Annotated in this window: 14 protein-coding genes; 7 read left to right on the forward strand and 7 right to left on the reverse strand. The window is 72.5% G+C overall.

Translation table 11 applies throughout. The features are described 5' to 3' along the window. Positions 1-138: 138 nt before the first annotated feature. The 3 genes from ABZX85_RS08290 to ABZX85_RS08300 form a co-directional block, all read right to left on the reverse strand. A complete protein-coding gene (locus ABZX85_RS08290) occupies positions 139-1,074 on the reverse strand; it encodes an ornithine carbamoyltransferase (protein WP_355863709.1) in 936 nt (311 codons plus the stop codon). An 85-nt stretch (positions 1,075-1,159) separates the two neighbouring features. Further along, a complete protein-coding gene (locus ABZX85_RS08295) occupies positions 1,160-1,393 on the reverse strand; it encodes an MbtH family protein (RefSeq protein WP_355863711.1) in 234 nt (77 codons plus the stop codon). A 253-nt stretch (positions 1,394-1,646) separates the two neighbouring features. Then, on the reverse strand, positions 1,647-2,879 hold the full coding sequence (locus ABZX85_RS08300) for an MFS transporter (RefSeq protein WP_355863713.1): 1,233 nt from the start codon (positions 2,877-2,879) through the stop codon (positions 1,647-1,649). Positions 2,880-3,216: 337 nt separating this feature from the next. Here ABZX85_RS08300 and ABZX85_RS08305 point away from each other — a divergent pair, with 337 nt between their 5' ends. Further along, a complete protein-coding gene (locus ABZX85_RS08305) occupies positions 3,217-4,461 on the forward strand; it encodes an ATP-grasp domain-containing protein (protein WP_355863715.1) in 1,245 nt (414 codons plus the stop codon). 81 nt (positions 4,462-4,542) lie between these two features. Here the strand turns inward: ABZX85_RS08305 and ABZX85_RS08310 are convergent, their stop codons facing one another. Beyond that, the gene (locus tag ABZX85_RS08310; RefSeq protein ID WP_355863717.1) at positions 4,543-5,136 is read right to left on the reverse strand and encodes a TetR family transcriptional regulator; all 594 of its coding nucleotides are present in this window, start codon (positions 5,134-5,136) and stop codon (positions 4,543-4,545) included. Between the two features lie 56 nt (positions 5,137-5,192). On the opposite strand from ABZX85_RS08310, the gene ABZX85_RS08315 reads away from it, so the two are divergent. Beyond that, positions 5,193-5,681, forward strand: a complete 489-nt coding sequence (locus tag ABZX85_RS08315) for a GNAT family N-acetyltransferase (protein WP_355863719.1) — start codon at positions 5,193-5,195, stop codon at positions 5,679-5,681. Between the two features lie 432 nt (positions 5,682-6,113). Here ABZX85_RS08315 and ABZX85_RS08320 read toward each other — a convergent pair whose 3' ends face one another. Beyond that, positions 6,114-6,854: an IclR family transcriptional regulator gene (locus ABZX85_RS08320; RefSeq protein ID WP_355863721.1), complete on the reverse strand. Its 741-nt coding sequence runs from the start codon at positions 6,852-6,854 to the stop codon at positions 6,114-6,116. Positions 6,855-7,043: 189 nt separating this feature from the next. On the opposite strand from ABZX85_RS08320, the gene ABZX85_RS08325 reads away from it, so the two are divergent. The 5 genes from ABZX85_RS08325 to ABZX85_RS08345 all read left to right on the forward strand — a co-directional run bounded on the left by ABZX85_RS08325 (position 7,044) and on the right by ABZX85_RS08345 (position 11,328). Next, positions 7,044-7,496 carry a hypothetical protein gene (locus ABZX85_RS08325; protein WP_355863723.1) on the forward strand — a complete coding sequence of 151 codons (453 nt, stop codon included), beginning with the start codon at positions 7,044-7,046 and terminating at the stop codon, positions 7,494-7,496. Between the two features lie 468 nt (positions 7,497-7,964). Beyond that, a complete protein-coding gene (locus ABZX85_RS08330) occupies positions 7,965-9,395 on the forward strand; it encodes an amino acid permease (protein WP_355863725.1) in 1,431 nt (476 codons plus the stop codon). Then, positions 9,392-10,045 (forward strand): HAD hydrolase-like protein, encoded by a 654-nt coding sequence (locus ABZX85_RS08335; protein WP_355863727.1) that lies wholly within the window; start codon positions 9,392-9,394, stop codon positions 10,043-10,045. Before ABZX85_RS08330 ends, ABZX85_RS08335 begins: the two co-directional genes overlap by 4 nt. A 10-nt stretch (positions 10,046-10,055) precedes the next feature. Beyond that, the gene (locus ABZX85_RS08340; protein ID WP_355863729.1) at positions 10,056-10,811 is read left to right on the forward strand and encodes a cyclase family protein; all 756 of its coding nucleotides are present in this window, start codon (positions 10,056-10,058) and stop codon (positions 10,809-10,811) included. A 76-nt stretch (positions 10,812-10,887) separates the two neighbouring features. Continuing rightward, entirely contained in the window at positions 10,888-11,328 is a 441-nt protein-coding gene (locus ABZX85_RS08345) for an Lrp/AsnC family transcriptional regulator (RefSeq protein ID WP_355863731.1), read from the forward strand. On the opposite strand, the gene ABZX85_RS08350 is transcribed toward ABZX85_RS08345, so the two are convergent. Together ABZX85_RS08350 and ABZX85_RS08355 are read right to left on the reverse strand one after the other, a co-directional pair. Beyond that, entirely contained in the window at positions 11,309-12,673 is a 1,365-nt protein-coding gene (locus ABZX85_RS08350) for an aspartate ammonia-lyase (RefSeq protein ID WP_355863732.1), read from the reverse strand. The genes ABZX85_RS08345 and ABZX85_RS08350 overlap by 20 nt on opposite strands. Next, the gene (locus ABZX85_RS08355; RefSeq protein WP_355863734.1) at positions 12,670-14,094 is read right to left on the reverse strand and encodes an aldehyde dehydrogenase family protein; all 1,425 of its coding nucleotides are present in this window, start codon (positions 14,092-14,094) and stop codon (positions 12,670-12,672) included. The genes ABZX85_RS08350 and ABZX85_RS08355 overlap by 4 nt, the downstream gene beginning before the upstream one ends. Between the last annotated feature and the right edge of the window lie 55 nt (positions 14,095-14,149).

Consider the following 14,149-nt stretch of genomic DNA (forward strand, 5'->3'; position numbering starts at 1 on the left):
CGTGCGATTTTTTTGGCGCACGCCTGACAGGCGCCGTCCCGAAATGTTCGGGCGCGTCGCGAGAACGTCTCTCGTATTCCTGTGGGCGTCCCGGAAAGGGAAGAGAAAAAGGTGAGAGGAAGAGAAGAAGGGGTGGGGTCAGCGCCGGCCGGCGCACCACTCCAGTACGGCCATCGCGGCGTACATCTTGTTCTCGGCCTGGTCGAAGGCCAGGCTGTACGGCCCGTCGAGGACCTCGGCGCTCACGTCCTCGCCGCGGTGCGCGGGCAGGTCGTGCAGGAAGACGGCGTTCGGGCTCCTGTCCCAGAGCGCGGACGTGACCTGGAACGGCGCGAAGACGGTCCGCCAGCCGGGGTCGGGCTTGTCCGTGCCCGTCGTCTGCCAGCGGGTCGTGTAGATCACGTCGAACCCGTCGGCGGCGCCGTCCATGGTGTGGTGCTCGGTCACGGTGGCCCCGATGACGGAGGCGTTGGCCGTCGCGTCCCGCAGCACGGTGGCGTCGAGCCCGTAGCCGGGCGGGGTGCGCAGTTCCAGGTGGACGCCCTTGAACCGGCTCAGGGTCAGGGCCAGCGCCGCCGCCGTGTTGTTGCCCTCGCCGACGTAGCAGACGCGCAGCCCCTCGATCCGCCCGAAGCGGCGCAGCAGGGTGACGAGGTCGGCGACGGCCTGGGTGGGGTGTTCGTCGGCGGTCATCGCGTTGATCACGGCCATACGCCGCTGACCGGCCAGAACGCGCAGGTCGGCGGGGTCGCCGGCGGTCCGTACGACGAGCAGGTCCAGCATCCTGGACAGGACCTCGGCGGTGTCCTCGAGGGTTTCGCCGGTGTTGGTCTGGAGGTCGCCGGGCCCGAAGGACACGATCTGCGCGCCGAGGCGCAGCGCCGCCGCGGAGAACGACGTACGGGTGCGGGTGGAGGTCTTGAGGAAGTGGATGCCGGCGATCAGCCCGGACAGCTGGTCACCGCCGCGCAGGGCGGACGAGGAGAACTCGGCCCCGCGCTCGACGAGCGAGGTCAGCTCGCCGTCGGTCAGGTCGTGGGTGGAGATGAGGTGCCGTACCGCACTGGTGTTCATGGGGTGTCACTTCCGTGCGTGAGGGCCGCCGCGCCGAGATCGTCGGCTGTCGGCGGAAGGGTCGGTACCGTCCGGCGGGACCCGGTCAGGGTCGGGCGGCATCCAGCGAAGGGCGGATCGAGGCGGGACGCATGTCCGTCCACACCTGGTCGATGCGCGCCAGACACTCGGGTCGGCTTCCTTCGAACCCCTCAGGAGTCCATCCCGCCGGCAGCCCTCTGTGAGCCGGCCAGATGGAGTACTGCTCTTCGTTATTGACGACGACGCGATATATGGATGTGGACACCTTTGCCGTATCCCCCTGGCTCGGCTTTTGCATTCGACCCGCAGACGCACCGTTCGGCGAACAGTGTGTGAAGCGGGTGTGAAGCGGCAGTTCGATCGATGATTCGACCCTGCTCGGCTTTCAGAATATTTGCACGGTGCTCTGCGAAGGTGAAGAGCGCGCCCTCGGCTCTTTCTGGCCAGCTGGCAGGAAAGTGATGCTAGCCGACGCGGAGTCACCTCTGAATTCTGGACACTTCGCATCGATACGGTGGCGTTACCTGCACGCTACGTGATGGTGACATAGGTCACACGTGAGGGGCGGGCGGTGTGACGACCCGGGAGCGTTCGCCCCACCGGACGACCGGGCCCATGACCGCCGACACGACGACGAACAGGACGCCCAGGAGTATCCAGCCGGGAGCCCCCCAGTAGACGATTAGACCGGTCAGGAGCAGTGGCCCGACCATCTCCGCGACCGTGGTGCCGTTCCCGAAGAACGCCTGGTACTGGCCGTGCTTCCCGTCCGGCGCGAGACCGAAGCTGACCTCCCAGGCCCCCGCCGCCTGCATCATCTCGCCCAGTGCCTGGATCGCCACCGCGACCAGCAGGACGACACCCGCCACCCAGGCCGAACTCCCCACGCTGGTCAGGGCGAAGACCACACAGCCCAGCCCCAGCAGGGAGCTGCCCACGAAGAGATAGCGGCTCGCGCTGGCCAGTCCGGTCACCCCTCGGGAGACCCGTACCTGGAAGAGCACCACGGACACGGTGTTGAGCATGAACATCAGCGACAGCAGCCACACGGGCGCCGCCGTGTGCTCGCTGATCCACAGCGGCAGGGCGATGTCCACCAGCGGGATGTGCAGCAGCAACAGCGTGTTCAGCGCGGTGACGACGACGTACGGCCGGTCCTTGAGCACGGACGTCTCACCCTGTGCCGCCTCCGGTGCCACCGGCCTCGGCGGCACCTCGGGCACCCGGCTGAGGACGAACGCGGCGCAGAAGAACGCCAGCGCGTTGAGCGCGAAGACCGCGTAGTACGCCTCGCGCCGGTCCACCAGCAGGGCCACGCCGCCGAGCGCGGACCCCATGGCCAGCCCGGCGTTGTAGCTGGACTGGACGTACGCGCGGATCTCGGTGACCCGCCCCTCGGGGGCCAGCCCGGCCAGCAGCGCCTGCTGGGCGGCCGAACCGCCGCGCTGCGACACCGCGTACGCGCAGGCACCGGCCAGGAACAGGGTGAACGAGGACACGAACAGGTACGAGGAGATCGCCAGGCCCGCGCAGACGAACAGCACGACCGCCATGACACGCGGTCCCCGGCGGTCGGCGAGATGGCCCAGCGGCACGCTCAGCACGAGCGCGAGCGACCAGGCGATGGTCAGACCGAGGCCCATCTTCACCGGGGAGATCCCCACGACGCGGGTGAAGAAGAGGGCGGAACAGATGTAGTAGGCCCCGTCGCCGGTCCGGCAGACCAGTTGGGCGAGGGCGAGGACCCGGGGCGGGCCGGGGGGCGGGATCAGTCCTTTGAGCACGGCGCTCCTTGGTGCGCGCGCGGGTGACACCGGTGAAGGCACGGCCGCGGCGACAAGTGGGGGGCAGGGAAGGCCGGACGACCCGTGCGCGCGGCCTGATTCGGCTCGTCCGGCCCGCAGCGCACTCCAAGATCCCCCGGCTCGTGAAAGAGTATGTGCGGTAACTCCCCACGGCCAGAGGGGTTTCTTGACACCGTCGGCCTCCCTGGCGAAGATCTCAAAGGCATCACGGTCATGCCCTGCGCCCGCCCTCGCGCCCATGACCCCTCAGCCGCGGCGGCACTCGGCTGACGCCCCCACCTCTCTTCTTCGACCCTTCTTCGGCAAGGAGTTCGCCGTGTCTGAGCACGTCCTGGTCTTCGGCGTCGGGTACGACATCCCCCAACGGATGCGGGACTCGGGTGAGGGCGTGGTCACGTCGGTGATGTGCTGGCCCGAACACCTGGAGAAGCTGGACGACCCGGAGGGGCACGCCCGCGTCGTCGTCCTGCGGCCCGACGCCCCCGACAGCGAGTGGCTGGCCCTGGCCCACGCCGTCCACGCGCTCCACCCGGTGACCCGGATCGGTTCCTTCTACGACGACTGCCGCCGTCAGGCGGCCCTGGTGGCGCAGGAGCTGGGCCTGGAGACCCACAGCCCGGAACGCGTCGAACTCGTCGGGGACAAACACGCGATGCGCCGTCGTCTCGCCGCGGCGGGCGTCGAGGACACGGCGTCCCGCGTCGTCGGCAGCGTCGACGCGCTGAAGGAGTTCGCCGCCGAGCACGGCTACCCCTGTGTGGTGAAGCCCGTCGACGGGGCCGCGAGCAAAGGGGTCTCCGTCCTGCGGGCGCCGCAGGAGGCCGAGGCCGCGTTCCTGCGGGCCAGTGGGGTCGGCACCGGCTCGCGGGTCACGGCCGAGGAGTTCCTGACGGGGGACCAGTACAGCGTGGAAGCCTTCTCGGAGAAGGGGGAACACGTGGTTCTGGCCATCACCCGCAAGTACTCCGACCCCGTCTCCCTGGTCGAGTTGGGGCATGTGATGCCGGCCCCGCTGGAGGAGGCGCAGAGGGCGGCCGTCGAGCGGCACGTCCTCGCGATGCTCGACGCGCTCGACGTGGAGTTCGGTCCGACCCACACCGAGATCATCCTGACGCCCGCAGGGCCCCGGGTCATCGAGACGCACTTGCGCACGGGGGGTGACGAGCTCTGGAACATGGTGACCGACGTCACCGGCGTCGACATGATCGAGTGCCAACTGCGCCAGGTGCTCGGCGAAACCGTCCTGCCCGGGGTCCGGGCCACACTCGCGGACCCGGGGCGGACGGCACGCTGCGAGGCGATCTGGTTCGCGGGCGCCCCCTCGTCCGGCACGCTCGTCGAGGTGACCGGTGTCGACGCCGGCCTTCCGGCGGAGGTGACGCTGACGGTGCTCGGCAAGCCGGGCGCCCGGCTCGGCGGGCTCCAGAACAGCTTCTCCCGTCTCGCGCAGGCGCGGGCCCACGCCGACACGGCCCAGACCGCCATGGAACTGGCCCGGCAGGCCATCGCGGGACTCTCCTTCATCGCCCGCCACTCCGGTGACCAGACGGAACTGCTGTGAGCGGTGGGGCGTCCTCGGCCGGCCGCAGGGGGCCGTCTTCCTGAGGTGACGGCCCGTCAATACCGGCGGGCCCGTGCGGAGTCAGGCCATGGCGGACAGATGGCGATGGACCGCCGCCGTCGTGCGGGTGGTGTCGCCGGTTGCCAGGAGGTCCAGGAGGGCGCCGCGCAGGACGGCGAGGAGGAGGGTGCGTTCGGTGCGGGCGGGGGTGGTGTCGCGGACGGTGGGGGGCTGGGCGCCGGCGAGGAGCGTGAGCCAGTCGGTGACCGTCTCGTGGGCGAAGTCGGCCCAGGGGCCGTCGGGTTCGGTGAGGGAGCGGGAGTAGCTCTCCAGCCAGAGGGTGAGCAGGCCGCGGTGGGTGTCCGCCGAGAGCCACGCCCACAGCTCCAGGGCGACGGCGCGCGGATCGCCGGGGGCGTGCCGGGTGAGGTGGTCGATGTGGGCCAGCTCCTCCGCCCTGGCCCGTGCGAGCAGGGCGCGGATCAGGCCGTCCTTGCTGCCGAAGAGGTAGAGCAGGACGCGGGGGCTGGAGCCGATCGCCTCCGCGAGGGGGCGCAGGGAGAGGCCGGTCAGGCCGTCGCGCAGGGCGTACGCGTAGGCCGCCTCCAGGAGTTCCTGGCGGCGGGCCGAGGGGGGTGCCTCGGGCGCGGAGGGGTTTGCCTCGGGTTCGGTCACCGGAATAGTCTACTGAAACAGTCGTTTCAGTGGGTTCGGCCGGTGGGAGGCGCAGGGTGACGGCGGAGCGTGAGGTGGTGGTCCGGCCGCTGGGGCGGCCCGGGGATCTGGGGTGGGTCGTGATGGCCCACGGGGAGCTGTACACGCGGGAGTTCGGGTGGGACGTGAGCTTCGAGGGGTTCGTCGCGAGGATCGTCGCCGACTACGCCGAGGACTCGCGGGAGCGGGCCGCGTGGATCGCGGAGGTCGACGGGGAGCGGGCCGGCTGCGTCTTCTGCGTCCGCGCGGACGACCGTACGGCGAAGCTGCGTCTCCTGCTCGTCGATCCCCGGGCGCGCGGGCTGGGGCTGGGGGCCCGGCTGGTCGGGGAGTGCCTGGCGTACGCGCGGGACGCCGGGTACGCGGCGATCACCCTGTGGACCAACGACATCCTCGACTCCGCGCGGCACATCTACCGGAAGCAGGGGTTCGAACTGGTCGCGGAGGAACCCCACCACAGCTTCGGGCACGATCTGGTGGGGCAGACGTGGGAGAGGCGGTTGTGACACGGGGGTGAGGGGGTGCGGCGGCGCCGGCCGGGGACGAGGCGCGGCGGCGCCGACCGGGGACGAATCGCAGCTCACGCCCTCCCCGACACCGGCTCGCGCCGCCCGGCACGGGCTCATGCCACGGGACGTCGGCTCGCCCCCTGACTCAGGCTCGCGCCGCCCGGCACCGGCTGATGCCCCCCGGGATGTCGGCTCACGCCTTCCTGGCGCCGTGCTCACGCCCGGCACCGGCTCGCGCTCCGAATGCCGGCTGGCCCCCCTGGCACCGGCTCGCGCCGCCCGGCACCGGCTGATGCCCCCCGGGATATCGGCTCGCGCCCTCCCGGCACCGTGCTCACGCCCCAGCACCGGCTCGCGCCCCGCATGTCGGCTCGCGCCCCCTGGCGCCAGCTCGCGCCCCGGCTACCGGCTCGCGCCCCAGGCGCCGCCTCACACCCCCCGCAACGCCCCCTCCAGCCACCTCCCCCACCGCAGCGCGGCCGCCACGCACTCCTCGCGTCTCGGTTCCAGGCGCCTGCGGGGGCCCACGACCTGGACGGCCGCGACGATCTCGTCGGTGAAGTCGCGGACGGGTACGGCGACGGAGTAGAGGCCGGGCTCGGCCTCCTCGTCGACGACGGAGTAGCCGCGCCGGCGGGTGAGGGCGAGCCGGTCGAGGAAGTCGGCCAGGTCGGTGGGGGTGTTGGGGCCGTGGCGGACGAACTCCGTGCGGGCGAAGACGGCGGTCACCTCGTCGTCGTCCGCGTCGGAGAGCAGCGCCTGGCCGCAGTCGCTGCAATAGGCCGGGTACGGGCGCCCGATCCAGGAGCCGAGCTGACGGCTGCCGGGGGGTACGCGCTCGGCGACCGTCACCGTCGTGTCCCCGGCGAGGACGCCCAGGTAGCAGCTCTCGCCCGTCTCGGCGGCCATCCCCTCCAGCGCCGTGAGCCCGTCGGTGCGCAGACGGTGGGCGGTGAGTTCACGGGCCGTCGCGTACAGCTTCCAGTGCGGGCCGACGGTGCCGTCGGTCTCCTCGCGGCGCACGAACCGCTCCGACGCCATCGCGGTGAGCGTCCGGGAGAGCTGGCTGCGGTCGCGGCCCATCTGGCGGGCCAGGTCGGCGACGGACACGGCCGCGCCGTCGGCGAGCGCCGTCAGGGCGTCCAGCCCCTTGGCCACGCTGGAATCCACCCGGTCCTCCGCCGTGCCGTCCCCGTGCTCCGTCGGTCCGCACTGTACCGGCACGCTCCGTCACCACCCCTCAAGATCCAGAATCGTGCAGCATTTACATCTTGCCGTGCATTTAATGCACGCTCTAGCATCCTCGCAACGGACGCCACCACCGAAGGTCGGCGAAACGGAACAAGGGGCACGATGCGTATGGCCATGACAGCGCCGCCGACCACCGTCGACCGGGTGCCGGTGACCCGCCGACGGGTCCGGACGATCAAGGTGTACTGGCCGGTCGCCGAGGAGACCCTCACCGCCGCCTCGGCGGGCGACCTCGACGCCCTGCGCCGCGACGACTCGTTCGCCGCGCTGCTGCGCGTCCTGGAGAGCACACCGGAACTCGGGGACTTCGGCGTCTACGGCGACGTCTTCGAGGTGGCGTTCGGCGCCGAGGGCTTCACCGTCCGCCCCGGCGCCCGGCCCAGCCTCGGCACGGTCGGCGGACGCTTCCTGTCCACGACCCTCGCCGTCACGACGTACGTCGACGGCACTCTCGACGACGACGCCCTCGCCCCGGTCCTCGCCCGCCTCGTCGCGGCCCACCCCTGGGAGATCCCGGTCCTCGAACTCTCCGCCCCCCTGGACCTCGTCTCCCGAGCCTGACCGGCGACGGCGAGACCCGCCCTCCCGGCAGCGCACGGCCCGCCCGCGAGACCCGCACACCCCCCGGCCCGGCCGGTGAGGACCCGCACACCCCCGGCCCCCGGTCCCGGCCCCCGGTCCCGGCCCCCGACGGCCCACCACGTCTCGTCGCCCGCCCGGTCCCGGCCGCCCACCGCAGCCCTCGGCGCCAGACCCCGCCCCGGCACCACCCCCGGCCGCCACCCCCGTCCCCTCACCCGACGGCACCCCGGCCCCCGCCGCCGAGCCCCGCCGCAACCCCGCTCACCACACCCCGCACCCCGCCGCCCCATCCCCAGCCCCACCTCATCCCCAGCCCCACCCCGGCACCCCCGCACCCCACCCACCCCGCGCCCACCACCCCGCGCGACACCCCGAAAGCGGCCCCACCCCCGCCATGCCCCACTGCTCCCCCCACCTCCCCCGTCCGCCTCCCCAGAGGACTCCGCCATGTCAGTCTCGACCACCCCGGACCAGCCGACGTCCGCCGGCAGTCTCGAACCCCCGTCCCCCGGCGGCCTGCGCCGCACCATGCGGTCCCGGCACCTCGTGATGATCGCGATGGGCGGCGTCATCGGCTCGGGGCTGTTCCTCAGCTCCGGCTACACCGTCTCCCAGGCAGGCCCCCTCGGCGCGGTCCTCGCCTACCTCGTCGGCGCGTTCGTCGTCTGGCTGGTCATGACCTGCCTCGGGGAACTCGCCGTCACCTACCCGGTCTCCGGCGCCTTCCACGTGTACGCGTGCCGCTCCATCGGCCCCGCGACCGGCTTCGCGACGGCGTGGCTGTACTGGCTGACCTGGGCGGTGGCGCTCGGCTCGGAGTTCACCGCGTGCGGGCTGCTGATGCAGCGCTGGTTCCCGGGCGTCGGCGTGTGGGTGTGGTGCGTCGTCTTCGCGGCGGTCGTCTTCGGCGTGAACGCGTTCTCCGCCCGGGTCTTCGGCGAGACCGAGTACTGGTTCTCGCTGGTCAAGGTCGTCGCCGTGGTCGCCCTCATCCTGCTCGGCGGCGCCGCCCTGTTCGGCTTCCACCCGATGGCCCCGGCAGGCTCCCACCCCTTCCTGCTGGAGAACTTCCACACCCCGGACGGCCTCTTCCCGAACGGCTTCTCCGGAGTCCTCGTCACCGTCCTCGCCGCGTTCTACGCGTTCTCCGGCTCCGAGCTGATCGGCGTCGCGGCGGGCGAGACCGAGGACCCCGCCAAGGCCGTCCCGAAGGCCCTGCGCGTCACCGTCGTCCGCCTCCTCGTCTTCTTCGTCGGCGCCATCACGGTCATCGCCGCGACCATCCCGTACGACAAGGTCGGGCTCGACGAGAGCCCCTTCGTCACCGTCTTCTCGTCGATCGGGATTCCGTACGCGGCGGACGTCATGAACTTCGTGATCATCACGGCGCTGCTGTCGGCGGGCAACAGCGGCCTCTACTCGTGCGCGCGGATGCTGTTCTCGCTGGCGGAGGAGAAGCAGGCGCCGCAGGCGCTGCGCAGGCTGAGCCGGCGGGGTATCCCGCTGACCGCGCTGGCGGTGAGCATGCTCGGCGGGCTCGCGTCGCTGGCGAGCAGCGTGGCGGCGCCGGAGACGGTGTACCTGGTGCTGGTGTCGATCGCCGGGTTCGCGGCCGTCGGGGTGTGGATGTCCATCGTGGCCTCGCAGTTCATGCACCGCAGGGCGTTCGTGCGCGGCGGCGGCGACATCCGCACCCTCGCCTACCGGACGCCGTTCTACCCCGTCGTCCCCGTCCTCGCCTTCGCCCTCTGCCTCGGCTCGCTCATCGGGATCGCGAGCGACCCGGCGCAGGCGACGGCCCTGTACTTCGGGGTGCCGTTCGTCGCGGGCTGCTACCTCTACCACTGGCTGCGGTACGGCCGCCGGGCGGACGCGTGAGGGCGACCTGTCTCCTCCTCGACCTCGACGGCACCCTCCTCGACTCGGCCCCCGGGGTGACCGCGAGCGCGGCCGAGGCGCTGCGCGCGGTCGGCGCCGAGGTCCCGGACGCGGCCGTCCTGCACGGCTTCGTCGGACCCCCGATGTACGACACGTTCCGCGAGGCCGTCGGCCTCGACGAGCCGACCGCCCGCACCGCCCTCAGCGTCTACCGCGCCGCGTACGCCCGCGAGGGCACCTACGCCGCCACCCCGTACGCCGGCGTCCCCGAGATGCTCGACGAGCTCGCCGCAGCCGGGCTCCCGATGGGCGTCGCGACCTCCAAGGTCGAGGACCAGGCCCAGTCGATGGCCCGCCGCTTCGGCCTCGACACCCGGCTGCTGACCGTGTGCGGAGTGTCCGACGCGGCGGGCCGCACCAGCAAACGCCTGGTCATCCGCGAATGCCTGGCCCGGCTGCGGCAGCGGGGCGCCGACGTCACCCGCCCGCTGATGGTCGGCGACCGCGCCTACGACGTCGAGAGCGCCGCCGCCGAGGAGATCCCCGCCGTCCACGTCCGGTGGGGGTACGGCGGCCCCGCCGAGGGAGCCGGCGCGGTGGCCTCCGTCGCCGCGCCCGCCGACCTCGTCCGCCTGCTCACCACCCTTTGAAAGAGGACGCATGACCACCGAACCGCCCCTGTGGGCCCTGCACCGCGAACTGACCGAGAAGACGGTCCGCACCGACCTCACCCACGCCTTCCACCCCGGCCAGCCGCACTTCCCGGCCTTCCCGGACGAGAAGCGCGAGACGCTCTTCGACATGGCGCGCGGCGACGGCTTCACCGTCCACCTCCACACGATCGTCGGCCAGTGGGGCACCCACGTCGACCCGCCCGTGCACTTCGTCGCCGGCGCCAGGACGCTCGACGAGATCCCGGTCGACGAGATGATCCTCCCGCTCGTCGTCCTCGACATCACCGCACGCGTCGACGCCGACCCGGACGCCGTACCCACCCTGGACGACGTCCGAGCCTGGGAGGAGCGCAACGGCCGTGTCCCGCAAGGGGCGTTCGTCGCCCTGCGCACCGGCTGGGGGCGCCGCTGGCCCGACCCGGACGCGATGGCCAACAAGGACGCGGCCGGCGTCAGCCACTACCCGGGCTGGTCGGCGGAGGTCCTCCGGTACCTCTTCGAGGAGGCCGGCGTCACCGCGATCGGGCACGAGCAGACCGACACCGACCCCGGACTCGCCACCTCCGCCGGGGACTTCGGCCTGGAGCTGTACGTCCTGGAGCGCGACCGCTGGCAGATCGAACTGATGGCCAACCTCGACCAGGTGCCGGAGACCGGCGCCCTGATCGTCGCCACCTGGCCCAAGCCGCAAGGCGGTTCGGGCTTCCCGGCCCGCGTCTTCGCCCTCCACCCGGCGCTGTAGAAGCGACCGACCCCCAGCTCCGGCGGCCCGCTCGAACCCGGCCGCCGGAGCTTGCCGCACGTCCAGGAGGCACCGCATGGACACCATCGACGAGCAGATCATCACCGAACTCACCCGCAACGCCCGGATCTCGCACGCCGAACTCGGCCAACGCGTCAGCCTGTCCCGCAACGCGGTCCGCCAGCGCGTCGAACGCCTGGAGCGCCAGGGCCACATCGGCGGCTACACCATCGTCCGCCCCGCGCACACCGCCGGACGCTCCCCGGTCGCCGCGCACGTCCTCGTCTACCGCCAGGACCGGATGCGCGGCGGAGAGGTCCTCGCCGCGCTGAAACGCATCCCCGAGGTGGTCTCCTGCGACGTCCTCAGCGGCCAGTTCGACCTGCTCGTCAGCGTCGAGGCGGACTGTCTGGAACGCGTCCAGGGCATCTGGGAGCAGATCGCCCAGATGCCCGGTGTACGCGACACGGTGACAGCCCTCGCGCTGTCCCGCGTGGTCAGCCGCCCGAGGCCATGAGCCCCCGCGCGCTCTCCCGGTCCAGCAGACCCCGCCGTACGACGACGTCGAGGACCGGCTCCCCGGTCGCCAGCGCCTCCCGGGCCACCGCCGAGGCGGCCTCGTGCCCGATGCGCGGCGCGAGCGCGGTCACCGCCCCCACCGCCGCCTCCCGGGGCCGGCCCGGCGTGATGCCGGCGACGCACAGGGTCCGCAGCGCCGCGCAGCCCCGCGTCAGCCAGCCGATGTGCTGGAGCAGCAGATGCCCGATGAGCGGCTCGAACGCGTTGAGCTGGAGCTGCCCGTTGTCGGCGGCCATGGTGATCGCGACGTCCGCGCCGGCCGTGGCGAACGCGATCTGGTTGACCATCTCGGGGATCACCGGGTTCACCTTCCCCGGCATCACCGACGAACCCGCCTGCCGCGCGGGCAGGTTGATCTCCCCGAACCCGGCGTGCGGCCCGCTGGCCAGCAGCCGCAGATCGCTGCACACCTTCGACAGCTTGACGGCCGTCCGCTTCAGCACCCCGGACACCAGCAGGAACACCCCGGTGTCGGACGTCGCCTCCACGAGGTCGGCGGCGGGCGTGACGTCGAGACCGGTCAGCTCCCTCAAGTGCCGTACGGCCGCCGCCGCGTAGCCCGGTGCGGCGGCGATGCCGGTGCCGACGGCCGTCGCGCCGAGGCTCGTCTCACCGAGCAGCGGGAGGGTCTCGCCGAGGCGCCGGACGTCCTCGGCGAGGGTGACGCCGAACGCGCCGAACTCCTGGCCCAGCGTCATCGGCACGGCGTCCTGCAACTGGGTCCGGCCGGTCTTCGCGATCCCCGCGAACTCGACGCCCTTCGTCGTGAACTCGGCGGACAGCAGGGTGAGTTCGTCGCGGAGTTCGATCAGCGCCGCCGACACGGCGAGCCGCAGGGCCGTCGGGTAGACGTCGTTCGTGGACTGGCAGCGGTTGACGTCGTCCAGCGGGTGCAGGAACTCGTAGCGGCCCTTCGGGTGGCCCAGGTGTTCCAGGGCGAGGTTCGCGATGACCTCGTTGGCGTTCATGTTGGTGCTGGTCCCGGCGCCGCCCTGGACGACGTCCACACAGAACTGGTCGTGGTGGCGGCCCTCGGCGACGGCCCGGCAGGCCGCCGCGATCGCGGCGGCCTTGGCGGGGTCGAGCACGCCGATCTCCTCGTTCGCGAGCGCGGCGGCGTGCTTCACGAGCGCCAACGCCCGTACCAGGTGCGGGTGTTCGGAGACAGGGACCCCGCTGACCCGGAAGTTCTCCCGGGCCCGCGCGGTGTGGACGCCCCAGTACGCCCCGGCGGGGACGGCGAGTTCGCCGAGGGAGTCCCGCTCGGTCCTCAACCCGCTCATCTCCCGGCCCCGTTGAGGCAGACGACCTTGGGCTGCGTCATCTCCTCGTACGCGAACCGCACCCCTTCGCGGCCCATGCTGCCGTACTTGGAGCCGCCGAACGGCATCGCGTCGAAGCGGTAGTCGGAGGAGTCGTTGACCATCACCCCGCCCGCGTCCAGGAGCCGGGCCGCCGCCATCGCCTTGTCCAGGGAGGAGGTGAACACGCCCGCGTGGAGGCTGAAGTCGATCTCGTTGGCCCGCTCGATCGCCTCCTCGAAGGAGTCGACCGGCTGGAGCACGACGACCGGCGCGAACACCTCGTCCCGCCAGACCGCCGCCGACCCCGGCACGCCCTCCAGGACGGTCGGCGCGTACACCCCGCCCTCGCGCCGGTGACCGCACAGCAGCCGCGCGCCGTCGGCGAGGGCCGCCGCGACCGTGGCCTCGGCGGCGACCGCCGCGTCCTCGCCGATCATCGGACCGACGTCCGTGCGCGGGTCCAGCGGGTCCCCGGCACGCAACTGCCGGGCGCGGGCCACGAACGCGTCGCGGAACTCCTCGTACACCGCCCGCTCGACCAGGACGCGCTGGGTGCCCACGCAGTTCTGGCCGGCCGCCCAGAACGCCCCGGAGACGCAGGCGTCGACGGCCGCGTCCACGTCGGCGTCGGCGAGGACCAGGACCGGCGCGTTCCCGCCGAGGTCCATCGCGAGCTTCTTCAGGCCCGCCGAGCGGGCGATCGCCTCACCGGTGCGGAAACCGCCGGTGAACGACACCATCCGCACGTCCGGCGCCGCGACCAGGGCCGCGCCGAGGTCGGCGCCGCCGTTGACGACGGTCACCACCTCCTCCGGCAGCCCCGCCTCCACCAGCGTGTCCACCAGCCGCAGCGCGGACAGCGGGGTCAGCAGCGAGGGTTTCAGGACGACCGCGTTGCCGCCCGCGACCGCCGGGCCCAGCTTGTGGGCGACCAGGTTCAGCGGGTCGTTGTACGGGGTGACGGCGACGATCACGCCCAGCGGCTCCCGGCTGAACCAGCCGGTGCGGTGCTCGGAGCCCTCGTACGCGTCGAACGGGACGACCTCGCCCGCGTTGCGCCGGGCCTCGGCCGCCGACAGGCGCAGGGTGTTGACGGCCCGGCCGGTCTCCTTGCGGGCCTGGGCGAGGGTCTTGCCCGCCTCGGCGACGATCAGCCGCGCGAACGACTCCGCCCGCTCCTCGACGAGGCGCGCGGCGCCGTCCAGAACAGCCGCCCGGGCCGCCCGCGACAGCCCGCGCGCGGTCTCCCGCCCCTCCCGGGCCCGCCGCAGCACGTCGGCCACGGCGTCGGCGGGCGTGAGGCAGACCGAGCCGATGATCTCGCCGGTGTAGGGGTTACGGACGGGGGACATGCCCGCGCCGACGGACAGGGGGGCACCCATGAGGGTCGTCTCAGCCATGGCGGGTCTCCTTGAGGGGGGTGGCGGGGGCGGTCGGGTCGGCAGCGGCCGGTCT

This window comes from Streptomyces sp. NPDC004539 (assembly GCF_040610055.1).
GTDB lineage: Bacteria > Actinomycetota > Actinomycetes > Streptomycetales > Streptomycetaceae > Streptomyces.

What these genes read in the sequence shown, in the direction of transcription:
- ABZX85_RS08290 (WP_355863709.1), bottom strand. Translation starts at nt 1,074, where the DNA reads ATGAACACCAGTGCGGTACGGCACCTCATCTCCACCCACGACCTGACC.
- ABZX85_RS08295 (WP_355863711.1), bottom strand. Translation starts at nt 1,393, where the DNA reads ATGCAAAAGCCGAGCCAGGGGGATACGGCAAAGGTGTCCACATCCATA.
- ABZX85_RS08325 (WP_355863723.1), top strand. Translation starts at nt 7,044, where the DNA reads ATGGCCATGACAGCGCCGCCGACCACCGTCGACCGGGTGCCGGTGACC.
- ABZX85_RS08330 (WP_355863725.1), top strand. Translation starts at nt 7,965, where the DNA reads ATGTCAGTCTCGACCACCCCGGACCAGCCGACGTCCGCCGGCAGTCTC.
- ABZX85_RS08340 (WP_355863729.1), top strand. Translation starts at nt 10,056, where the DNA reads ATGACCACCGAACCGCCCCTGTGGGCCCTGCACCGCGAACTGACCGAG.
- ABZX85_RS08345 (WP_355863731.1), top strand. Translation starts at nt 10,888, where the DNA reads ATGGACACCATCGACGAGCAGATCATCACCGAACTCACCCGCAACGCC.
- ABZX85_RS08350 (WP_355863732.1), bottom strand. Translation starts at nt 12,673, where the DNA reads ATGAGCGGGTTGAGGACCGAGCGGGACTCCCTCGGCGAACTCGCCGTC.
- ABZX85_RS08355 (WP_355863734.1), bottom strand. Translation starts at nt 14,094, where the DNA reads ATGGCTGAGACGACCCTCATGGGTGCCCCCCTGTCCGTCGGCGCGGGC.